12 protein-coding genes are annotated in these 10,388 nt (G+C 47.2%); 2 read left to right on the top strand and 10 right to left on the bottom strand.

Translation table 11 applies throughout. From position 1 onward, the window contains the following. The 10 genes from P1P89_20445 to gmd form a co-directional block, all read right to left on the bottom strand. On the bottom strand, positions 1-424 hold a 424-nt coding region (locus P1P89_20445; protein ID MDF1593886.1), incomplete at its 3' end, for a winged helix-turn-helix transcriptional regulator. A gap of 258 nt (positions 425-682) precedes the next feature. Then, positions 683-946 carry a nucleotidyl transferase AbiEii/AbiGii toxin family protein gene (locus P1P89_20440; GenBank protein ID MDF1593885.1) on the bottom strand — a complete coding sequence of 88 codons (264 nt, stop codon included), beginning with the start codon at positions 944-946 and terminating at the stop codon, positions 683-685. A gap of 533 nt (positions 947-1,479) precedes the next feature. Continuing rightward, positions 1,480-1,911: a type II toxin-antitoxin system VapC family toxin gene (locus P1P89_20435; GenBank protein MDF1593884.1), complete on the bottom strand. Its 432-nt coding sequence runs from the start codon at positions 1,909-1,911 to the stop codon at positions 1,480-1,482. After that, positions 1,908-2,144, bottom strand: coding sequence for a type II toxin-antitoxin system VapB family antitoxin (gene vapB, locus P1P89_20430; protein ID MDF1593883.1), 237 nt, complete (start codon positions 2,142-2,144; stop codon positions 1,908-1,910). Before vapB ends, P1P89_20435 begins: the two co-directional genes overlap by 4 nt. Positions 2,145-2,702: 558 nt before the next feature. Then, positions 2,703-3,113 (bottom strand): hypothetical protein, encoded by a 411-nt coding sequence (locus P1P89_20425; GenBank protein MDF1593882.1) that lies wholly within the window; start codon positions 3,111-3,113, stop codon positions 2,703-2,705. Positions 3,114-3,197: 84 nt separating this feature from the next. Continuing rightward, the gene (locus P1P89_20420) at positions 3,198-3,467 is read right to left on the bottom strand and encodes a hypothetical protein (protein MDF1593881.1); all 270 of its coding nucleotides are present in this window, start codon (positions 3,465-3,467) and stop codon (positions 3,198-3,200) included. Positions 3,468-3,478: 11 nt separating this feature from the next. Further along, complete coding sequence (locus tag P1P89_20415) at positions 3,479-3,601, bottom strand: nucleotidyltransferase domain-containing protein (protein MDF1593880.1); 123 nt, start codon at positions 3,599-3,601, stop codon at positions 3,479-3,481. A gap of 7 nt (positions 3,602-3,608) precedes the next feature. Further along, positions 3,609-4,046 carry a DUF86 domain-containing protein gene (locus P1P89_20410; GenBank protein ID MDF1593879.1) on the bottom strand — a complete coding sequence of 146 codons (438 nt, stop codon included), beginning with the start codon at positions 4,044-4,046 and terminating at the stop codon, positions 3,609-3,611. A 714-nt stretch (positions 4,047-4,760) separates the two neighbouring features. Next, a complete protein-coding gene (locus P1P89_20405) occupies positions 4,761-5,849 on the bottom strand; it encodes a GDP-L-fucose synthase (GenBank protein ID MDF1593878.1) in 1,089 nt (362 codons plus the stop codon). A gap of 289 nt (positions 5,850-6,138) precedes the next feature. After that, on the bottom strand, positions 6,139-7,296 hold the full coding sequence (gene gmd, locus P1P89_20400; GenBank protein ID MDF1593877.1) for a GDP-mannose 4,6-dehydratase: 1,158 nt from the start codon (positions 7,294-7,296) through the stop codon (positions 6,139-6,141). A 402-nt stretch (positions 7,297-7,698) separates the two neighbouring features. On the opposite strand from gmd, the gene P1P89_20395 reads away from it, so the two are divergent. Both P1P89_20395 and P1P89_20390 read left to right on the top strand, forming a co-directional pair. Beyond that, positions 7,699-8,466, top strand: coding sequence for an enoyl-CoA hydratase/isomerase family protein (locus P1P89_20395; GenBank protein ID MDF1593876.1), 768 nt, complete (start codon positions 7,699-7,701; stop codon positions 8,464-8,466). A gap of 73 nt (positions 8,467-8,539) precedes the next feature. After that, positions 8,540-10,388 (top strand): acetate--CoA ligase family protein (locus tag P1P89_20390; protein ID MDF1593875.1); only part of this gene is annotated, 1,849 nt, incomplete at its 3' end.

The raw sequence follows: 10,388 nt of genomic DNA, 5'->3' as shown, positions 1-10,388 counted from the left end.
CGATTTTTATATCATCCACAACCGCAATCAATTGCAGGGATGTTTCCTGCAAACTGATGAACGCGATTTCAGTTAAGTCGCTGACCCCGTAAAAAACAATATTTTGGACGTTTTCCTTTTCAAGCGTTTTGAAAATTTTTTGCAGCTTTTTACGAGACGCTTTATAAAATTGAAATGAATATCGAATATATTCATAGGTCAAACGGCTCTTTTCAGCAGCCCCTTTGGGTGTGAGGATATACCTCGCCCGGTTTTTGGGGATGGTGGTAATCTTGAAGTATCCCTTGTGGGCAAGTCGCTTGATAAAGGAATTGACCAACCCCAAGGAAACGTTCAGCTTTTTGGCTAAATCCCTCTGGCTCGGGACGTGGTCATTGTCAATCTCTTCAAGAATTTTTAAGGTGCGGATGTCCTGGTTATCCATTATGATTTGCTGTTCATTATAATATGGGGATTTTTATCGTCGAAGGGAACGTTGGTGCAGAGTGTGCACAGCGAATGTTCCCCGGATAAAAACAATTTGAACCGCTAAGGCGCCTGTCTGCGTGCGAACCCGCACAGGCAGGCGATGGACGCGAAGGATTTTTGTCCGAATCGGGTGCGCCGGAAAGAACCTTCGGCTGTCGATTCGGACAAAGATGCCATGTCTGCGGCAGCGTCATTATTGACAGGATTCTCAGGATTATTTTGCAGTACTTCTCATAAGTAAGTCACGATTTTTGGCGGGTCTGTTTACATCTTCAACGATTGAGTGATTATCCGCTTGATTTCTTGCCATATGAACAAAAAGATCAATATCAATAGACATTCGATGCCCCAGTCGAAGGGCCAGTGACGTTCCACCAACAAGATAAAACTTATTGAACTGTTGATCATGCATCAACTGTTGTAACAGATTCAATACATGCTCTGGTGCTACACTTTTCACAAATTCTTTTATGGCCATGTGCTTATCCGATCATGACTGATAACAGTGCTTCGAAATTGTGAGCGGGGGATGTTGAATTGATTCGAAAAATAGGAGATCGTTTTGGGGCTTAATGACCGTGCTGACAGCAAATGCTTCTTGATGGTTTCGGCCCCAAAATAATTCCAGATGGCGCGCACTTCTTTTCTATTGCCACGCTCCATTACACGAACGATTACAAAAGATGCATACTGATCGATATCCAGCGTTCTGAATTCTACATCCCAAAACAATGCCGGCCTGAGGCAGTCTTTCATTTTTAGGAAGTCATTTTTCATGTTGGTCTATTTGGTCAATGATCGCAAGAAACGCGGGAAAAGTGCGAAATGTTTTTGCGCAAAACGAGCGAAAGCGAGAAAAACGGGACGCATTGGTGCTGAGCGTGCACAGCGATTTTTTTTGGATAAAAAAACAATTTGAACCGCTAAAGCGCCCAGTTACTAAATATGCTACGTTCGGAACATCGTTCATTTTTTGGTCCAGACTTGAGTGAAGCTGAAACGGCTCAAATCTTAGCTTGAGGTATTTAGTAAATCCTGTTCGGATACCCAATTTTCACATTTGAGATTTGGGATTCTTGAAAACTCTCTGATGTTATTTGAGATAATGGTTAGATCCAGACTCAAGGCATGGGCGGCTATCAGCGTATCAAGCGGACCGATTGTTATTCCTTTGGATTCCAGAAAAGCCCTTATTTTCCCATACCATTCAATCAATCGCTTGCCATGAAAAGGAAGAATGGTCAGAGGCATCAGGAATTCATCAAGAGCCTCTTGATTTTTATTTTTTTGCCTACTTTTCGCAACACCATACTGAAGTTCCGCGTGTGTTATTGAAGAAATCCCGAATTCATGAACAGGGTATTGTTCAAACTTTCTCAATACCTTCCTTGGCTTTTCATTGATAATGTAAATGCAAATATTTGTATCCAGAAGATATTTCATTGGAACATGGGCTCACGCTTCTGATCTTCTCCAGGTTGATTTCGCTCGATTTTAAAATCTTTCTCAAAATGGTTAAGACTGTCAAAAAGAGTTTTCCATGACCTTTCTTTAGGTAATAAGACTATCGCTTCACCCTGTTTCTTGATATACACTTCGGTACCCGCCATTCTAAATTCCTTTGGCAATCTGACGGCTTGGCTTTGCCCATTTTTAAACAATTTTGCTGTTTTCATCGTTATCCTCCACCTTGAATATATACCTTAAGTATATATTTACAATCCTATTTGTCAAGAGGAAATAGTTGAAGGTGACGTTTGTTCAGAACGTGCACAGCGTATGTTCCCCGGTTCAGGGTTAAGGATCTTGGGGACGGTCATGTTTTTATGCGTTTCCTATCTCCGCGAGGGATCTTGGGGACGGTCATGTTTTTATGCGTTTCCTATCTCCGCGAGAAACGAGCGAAAGCTGTAAAGGATTCCTTTTTTGAACCGCTAAGGCGCGAAGAACGCGAAGGATTTTTGTCCGAATCGGGTGCGCCGGAAGGAACCTCCGGCTGTCGATTCGAACAAAGATACCATGTCTGCTGCAAATTAATTATCGCTGGTTATTCACCATCAGTGTTATGCCGTCTTTCATTCTTTCATTAACGGGACATTCCAGTTTAAGATAAAACCTATCTTCATCTTTGACAGTTTCATATAGGTTAAATGTTGAGCTTTATGATTGGTTTAGCGCTAAACTATTCCTCCTGATTTCGGCTAAATAGCTTTCAATGCGGATCGGATCGAATTTCACGCCAACACCTCCTGTATGAGTCCTTCGCATTCACGAAACCTCATGCCGTACCGTTCGAGGAAATCCAAACGAACATCCGATTTTTTATCGACAATAACGCAGCCTCCTTCCAGCACGTTCTTTAAATAAAGAAGTCCAAAAATGTCGGCGCGTTCATTCAGGTCGTTTAGGATGCGGACATCGAAAGCATCAGGCGCCAGACCCGTTTCCTTGTAAAGGGCGATTTTCAAATCCGCCGACAATCGATGGGGATCTTCATCCGCTTTCATATAAACGGCGATATCGATGTCGTTGCCCGTATCTCCGGAAAGCGTCGAGCCGTAAAGATAGGCAAAAAGAATCCTTTCATCATCCGATAACACCTTGACGGCTGTGTTTATAAAATTCTTGTACTTTATGTTATTCATAATTTCTATCCTGTACTATGGGACGGGGCTGTACATATACTATGTTTCTTTACCAGTCCGGCCTTGGCAATAATCAAATCGCGATCAACCATGAAAGGTCTCCCCGACGCTTCTTAAGAATCCTTTTTGCATGATGCTGCGGTAATATCCAAATTCGGCGATTCGACTTAACGACGCTATCATAAACAGAGCCTTAAGTTTCGAATCATTGGTCTGAACGCATTTTCCTTTAGAAAATATCTGACGCAGCAACTCTTCGCCTGCGGTATTCATGATCACCGGGTGGATATCTTTTTTGAGAATTCTCGATAACTCCACAATGACAAGCTCCCTCAATTCATCCGCCCTTTTCATATTCATCTGCTTTAACAGTAGCCGATGTCGACATCACTGTCCGGTCGCTGCTTACCGGCTTCCTGGGAACCGAACAGATACACCGCTATGACTTCGGGTTTTTTTGAAAAACAGTTTCTGATTAAATGTTCCATTGGGCAATTAGCGGCTATTCGCATTTTTCTTTCGCAACCAGTCCCGGACCAGATCGGCAAAATATATTAGATCATCTGCCTCTCCTAATTGTTTATGAACTTCATCCCAATTTATACTCAGATACTCATGGACCATGATGTTTCGGAATCCGGCAATGGGAGCTAATTTTCGTGCAAACTCAAATGGAAGCACACCCAATTCGCCCATTCGTATAATCGCCTCATAGTAGTCACGTGGTTTTTGAGCCTTTTCCAAGGAGATGATTCGATGGCTGATATCGATGCAACACTGGGCGGCGATCTCCAGATTGCGCTCCACAATATCGCGCAAATAGGCATCTTCCTCAAAATCAGAACGTTTTTTTTCCCTAAAAGGCGCTAATCTTGCCAAGCGTTCGTTCAGTTCGTCTAAGCGCCGTTCGATACCGGAGAACTCGGGAATCATATTCGTCTCCTCTGCTGATTATGTCATGCCGCTGCATTCTTAAAATTGGTAAATAATCGCCATAAAGGCCAAGAATACGAGCTTCATATTCAACCCGTGTGGAAACATCGCATTGGTATATCAGCTCTCCCTGGGCAATAATTGAATAAGCCATTTCTACCGGAGCATTATTTAAATGTACCACATCAACCTTGTCAGCTTCAAGCATGTGAGTCAAAACAGATGATAGCGGTCCACAGATCTGTCGCCGATTAACCGCACGATCGCTTAGCACGCCAAAATCGTAATCACTTCGAGGTCCTATAAAGCCATCCACTCTCGAACCAAAAAGATAAACAAGCCTAACACCCGCTATATCAACGAGAATATCCGTCAGCAATTTTTTCAATAAATTAATGAATTCGTTCTTCTGCTTGTGCATCGCTTTTAATTCATTTTGTTTTACGGTTTTTAAGGCGTCGACGAAGCGCTAACGATTCTTTATATTTCAAGGTGAATTTTTGTGGAAGTGATATGGCTCCGCCTGGTGGGTTACATGGCCGGCATGAAACTTAACAGTTGTATCTCATTGATTTTAAGTTACCGAATACTATTAAATATTTAAACGTTCAGTAATTGAACACAAAACAGGCGATCTGTCAATATTTTTTATATTATTTTTTGTTATTTTAAATGGTTGGATTTATTTCAGGGGGAAACATCAAGCACCAACTGTTACGGATTCAAATACCATTGATATGTCTCTCGGATTCCCTGTTGAAATGACAGCGTCGGCTCCCACCCCATACCGGCAATATTAGAAGTATCGAGCAATTTCCGGGGGGTGCCGTCCGGTTTGGAGGGGTCAAAAATGATTTCACCTTGGAATCCAACGACGGCATTTACTAAACCTGCAAGTTCTCGAATCGTATGATCCTGGCTGCATCCTATATTTATCAATGGCACTTGTGAGTCAACGATTAAAGAATGAAACACTGGATGCGGTGTATTAATTAGAAAAAGGCAGGCATCGGCCAGATCATCCACATGGAGGAATTCGCGGCGCGGGGTACCGCTACCCCATATGGGCACTGACGGCGCAGGCAATGAGGTGTTGGTCGGAACTGATACGGCATGTCCGGCGCTTCTGGATATGGATATCAAACTGAAGCGGAAATCGTCCGGAATGGCGCCGTATTTTTTTTCATCCCGGTCGATCGATTGCCAGTCTCCGGCCGCAGCCAGCTTGGCCAGGTGAAACTTGCGGATCAGGGCCGGCAGAACATGGCTTGTTTCAAGATCGAAGCTGTCGTTGGGGCCATAGAGGTTGGTGGGCATGACCGCCAGAAAACGGGTGCCATGCTGGCGGTTATAGGACTGGCACATCTTAATGCCGGCAATCTTGGCAATGGCGTAGGGTTCATTTGTTTTTTCAAGGGGTCCGGTCAAGAGGTATTCTTCTTTCATGGGCTGGGGGCATTCCCGGGGATAGATGCATGAAGACCCCAAAAAAAGTAACCGTTTGACACCGGATTTCCGGGCTGCATGGATCACATTCGTCTGGATGACCAGGTTGTCATAGATGAAGTCCGCCGGGTAGGTGCTGTTTGCCAGAATCCCGCCCACTTTGGCAGCAGCCAGAAAAACGTACTCCGGTTTTTCCGTTTGAAAAAAATCTTCAACCGCTGTCTGCCGGGTCAGGTCCAGTTCGGCATGGCTTCGAAAAATAAGATTCCGATACTTATCCGCCTTTAGCCGGCGCAGGATGGCCGTACCCACCAGACCGGTATGACCCGCCACATATATTTTTGAATATTTATCCATATATCCTATATCTATCCGGTCTTTATACCTTTAGAATCCTTGAAATTTAAATTCGAAACATGAAATTCGAAATCCGAAACAACACCGAATGACCAAAATTCAAATGATCCAAACGAATAAGTGATGCCAATAGCACGAGTATAATTTTTTTTCATTGGGGCATTTGTTATTTGAATTTGTTTCGAGTTTCGATATTCGGATTTTGAATTTCGTCAATAGTATTTATGTAAATCATGATCTCCGGAGTCGGATATTTCCTTTGTCTCCTTCAGTCTTGAGCCTACATTTTTTACATATCTGCTTCCACACTACCCAAAATCGGAAACCCGTTGCGCTTGCAGATGGCTTCCCGGGCGCTTTCCTCTAGATCATTCGCCACCATTTCAGCCACCATTTCGTCAAATGAAATCTCGGTTTTCCAGCCCAGTTTTCGGCGCGCTTTGCCCGGATTTCCCAGCAGCGTATCCACCTCGGTGGGCCGGAAATACCGCGGGTCAACAGAGACCACCACCTGCCCTTTCATCACGGGTCGGACTCTAACCAGGCCTTTGTAGCGCTCAAGCGTTTTAACAGGCGTCACGTCGGCAACAAAGCCCTCTTCGGAAGGGCCCTTTCCGCGCCATGCCAGCGTGACACCAATCTGCCTGAACGCTTTTATGCAAAAATCCCGAACCGAGTGCTGCTCGCCGGTGGCAATGACATAATCATCCGGCTGATTCTGCTGCAGGATCAGCCACTGGGCCCGGACAAAGTCTTTGGCATGCCCCCAATCCCGCAAGGCATCCAGATTGCCGAGGTAGAGACCTGCCTGAAGGCCAAGAGCAATTCGGGCTGCCGCCCGGGTGATTTTACGACTGACAAACGTTTCCCCCCGGAGGGGCGACTCATGGTTGAACAGAATGCCGTTGCAGGCAAACAGGTTATAGGCCTCACGGTAGTTGACGGTGCACCAGTAGGCATACAGCTTGGCGCAGGCATAAGGGGAACGGGGATAAAACGGCGTTGTCTCGCTCTGGGGTGTTTCCTGAACCTTTCCGTAGAGTTCGGACGTAGAAGCCTGATAAAACCGGGTTTTTTCCCCAAGCCCCAAGAGACGAACCGCTTCCAGCACCCGCAAGGTTCCCAACGCATCGGTATTGGCCGTGTATTCCGGTGTTTCAAAGGAAACTTTCACATGGCTCTGGGCTGCCAGGTTGTAGATTTCATCGGGTTGGACTTCCTGAATAATACGCGTCAAATTGGAGGCGTCCGTCAAATCGCCGTAATGCAGTTTGAAGCGGATATCTTTTTCATGGGGGTCCTTGTAAAGATGGTCCACCCGCTGGGTGTTGAACAGCGAAGAACGGCGCTTGATGCCATGCACTTCATAACCCTTTTCCAATAATAACTCGGCCAGATATGCACCGTCCTGTCCGGTAATGCCGGTAATTAAAGCTTTTGTTTTCAAGCGAATAGTCCCCCGGAAAATTGTTCTTGATTGGTAAAAATCAGATTAAAATGCTTTTATAGCGGTTGTCAAAAAAACGTTCCGTTATCCCAACGTTTTTTTCTACAACCGCTTATACCGCAATTCATTGTTTCGGAACTTTATTATGAAAAGCGGTATAACAAAATAATCTTTATATTTAAAGGAGAAAATATAAAATGCATCAATGCTTTGACTTACACGATCTTTCGGACTTATACTTTAATATTGCACACGCTGGAGGCTTCTATCTTCTCATCTGTTTTCATGCAAGTTTCAGGTTATGGTTGACAAGTCGGGTTGTTCTTAATATCGATGAAATAATCCCTGCTACAACAGGGTAAAGCCGACTTTAAGCACCAACCATAAAAATGAGGATTCCAAATGAATTTTGAATGCATTATCTATGAAAAAAGTGAGGGTATTGCCACGATTCAGATGAATCGACCCAAAGTCTTGAATGCCATGAACAAACAGCTCTGGCTGGACATCCAGGCGGCCCTTGAAGACAGTAAAAACGATGCGGACGTAAAAGTGCTGATAATCACCGGCGCCGGCCGGGCCTTTTCCACCGGAGCGGATTTGAAGGAATCGAAAACCCGCAGCATCGAAGCCTATCGGGATTATCTGAACGAGCTGCAGGAAGCCTCCCGTAAAATCATCCGGTTTGAAAAAGCCACCATCGCCGCCATAAACGGCTACGCCCTGGGATCTGGGTACGAACTGGCGTTGGCCTGCGATATCCGCATCGCTGCCGAAGAGGCCCAGATCGGTTCACCCGAGGCGAAGGTCACTTCCTCGGTTACCGGCGGCGCCATGCGCCTCGTCCAGGACCTGATCGGACCGGGCAAGGCCAAGGAGCTGCTGTTTACCGGCGAATACATCAGCGGCAAAGAGGCTGAACGCATCGGACTGGTCAACCGCGCGGTCCCCCTCGACAAATTGATGGACGAAGTCCGGGCCATGGCCCGGAAAATCGCCGCCAACTCCGCTTTTTCCATTAAAATGATTAAAAAGGGGCTCTTGATGGCGCGCGGTGAAGTCAGCCTGGAAGCCCTTATGGATTTTGAAACCGAAGCCTGCCTGGCGTGCGTTTCCACCAAAGAACGCCAGGAATCACTCAAGGAATTTGAGGATCGCAAGAATAAATAAGGGGCCCAGGGGTTGAGGGTTCCAGGGTTCAAGGGAAATCTAATAAGTTTGAATCTTACAGGAGGGTATCATCGTGCTTGACAACATTTTAAACGCCACTTCCGTCGCCATCGTGGGCGCATCCAAAAGTGAAACCAAACGGGGGTTCCAAGCCATTCGAACCCTTTTGAATGAAAAATTTGAAGGCCGGATCTATCCGGTAAATCCCAAGGAAAAAAACATTCTGGGATTCAAATGCTACCCCACGGTGTCCGACATCCCTGATCCGGTTGACATCGCCCTCATCACCACCCCGGCCAAAACCATTCCGGCGGTATTAAGGGATTGCGGCAAAAAGGGGGTCCACGGCGCCGTCATTATCGCCGGCGGATTCGGCGAAACCGGCGAGGAAGGAAAAGCGATGGAAGCGGAAATGGTGGCCGTGGCCCGGGAGCAGAAAATCCGACTGATCGGCCCCAACACCTCCGGCATGATCAGCTTGAAACAGAATCTGAACCTCGTGGGCCTACGGGATGTGCCCAAGGGCGACATCGCCCTGCTGACCCAGAGCGGCAACATGGCCCTGACCCTGATTACCGAAGCCAAGCTCAAAAGCCTGAAGGGATTTTCCTATTACGTGGGGGTCGGCAACGAGGCCGACATTAAGTTCCACGAATACCTTGAATTCTTCCGGCAGGATCCCGGCACAAAGGCCATCCTGATGTACGTGGAAGGTATGCGCCAGGGGCGTGAATTCCTGCAGCAGGCGTATACAACCACCATTGACAAACCCATTATTCTCCTAAAAAGCGGACGATCCTACACCGGTCGACAATCGGCCGGCTCACATACCGGCGCCCTGGCCGGCATGTCTGAAGTTGCCAAGAGCGCTTTCAAGCGCGCCGGCATCATTTTGATCGAAAATTCGACTGAGCTTTTCCCGGCTGCGGAAACCCTCTCCAGCCTGCCGCCCATCAAAAACAACCGGATCGCCATTCTGGCGGACGGCGGCGGACATGCCACCATTGCGGCGGACATTCTGACCGATCTGGGGGTTGAAATACCTGAACTGAACGCCAAAACAAAAGAACGCCTGAAAAAAATTCTGCCCTTTGGCGCGTCGGTCCGCAACCCGGTGGATGTGGCCGGCGGCACGGACTCGGACCCCACCGTGTTTGCCGACTGCGCCGATATCATTTTGAAAGATCCCAATGTCGGCGGTCTTCTGATCGTCGGGCTTTTCGGGGGCTACGGCATCCGCTTTGCGGAAATCCTGGCGCTGCAGGAGGAGGATGCCGCCCACCGCATGGGAAGGATATTAAAAAAACGCAACAAACCCATCGTGCTGCACAGCCTGTACAGTTCGGCCAAACCGCATTCGCTGCACCTGCTGCGGTATTATAATATTCCGGTCTATGACTCCCTGGATGTCGCCTGCAAGTGCATGGGGGTATTAGCGGAATATGGAAATTACTTAAATATGTACCACACCAAGGTAAGCTTTGTATTTAACTGGGGCGCCAAAGCCAAGCCCGAAGGCCGGGAACTCATCCGCAAGGCCCGTCAGGAAGGCCGCACAGGGCTGCTGGAGTATGAATCCAAACGCCTGCTGCATTTGGCCGGTGCGCCGATCGCCCAGGAGTTTCTGGCCACCACCCCTGAAGAAGCGGTCCGCTTTGCCGAAGGCCTTGCAGGCGCTGTTGCAATGAAAATTTCATCTCCCGATATCCTGCACAAAAGCGACGCCGGCGGCGTACGCCTGGGGCTCCATTCGGAAGACGGCATCCGCCGGGCTTTCAAGGAAATCATGGACAACGCCAAAAAATACGACCCCAAAGCCGATATCCGGGGGATCCACTTGGCGCCCATGGCTGCCAAAGGCGTGGAAATCATTATCGGAACCAAAATCGACGATCAGTTTGGACCGGTGATCATGTATGGGC

It is taken from the genome of Desulfobacterales bacterium, assembly GCA_029211065.1.
In the GTDB taxonomy this organism is placed as follows: Bacteria; Desulfobacterota; Desulfobacteria; order Desulfobacterales; family JARGFK01; genus JARGFK01.
Note: the sequence above shows the minus strand (reverse complement) of the source record. Positions and strands in the feature narration are given on the sequence as shown.

Coding starts and splice junctions, on each gene's coding strand:
- P1P89_20425 (MDF1593882.1), bottom strand. CDS start 3,113: ATGAATAACATAAAGTACAAGAATTTTATAAACACAGCCGTCAAGGTG.
- P1P89_20395 (MDF1593876.1), top strand. CDS start 7,699: ATGAATTTTGAATGCATTATCTATGAAAAAAGTGAGGGTATTGCCACG.
- vapB (MDF1593883.1), bottom strand. CDS start 2,144: ATGAAAACAGCAAAATTGTTTAAAAATGGGCAAAGCCAAGCCGTCAGA.
- P1P89_20440 (MDF1593885.1), bottom strand. CDS start 946: ATGGCCATAAAAGAATTTGTGAAAAGTGTAGCACCAGAGCATGTATTG.
- P1P89_20410 (MDF1593879.1), bottom strand. CDS start 4,046: ATGATTCCCGAGTTCTCCGGTATCGAACGGCGCTTAGACGAACTGAAC.
- P1P89_20420 (MDF1593881.1), bottom strand. CDS start 3,467: ATGAAAAGGGCGGATGAATTGAGGGAGCTTGTCATTGTGGAGTTATCG.
- P1P89_20405 (MDF1593878.1), bottom strand. CDS start 5,849: ATGGATAAATATTCAAAAATATATGTGGCGGGTCATACCGGTCTGGTG.
- P1P89_20415 (MDF1593880.1), bottom strand. CDS start 3,601: ATGGAACATTTAATCAGAAACTGTTTTTCAAAAAAACCCGAAGTCATA.
- P1P89_20435 (MDF1593884.1), bottom strand. CDS start 1,911: ATGAAATATCTTCTGGATACAAATATTTGCATTTACATTATCAATGAA.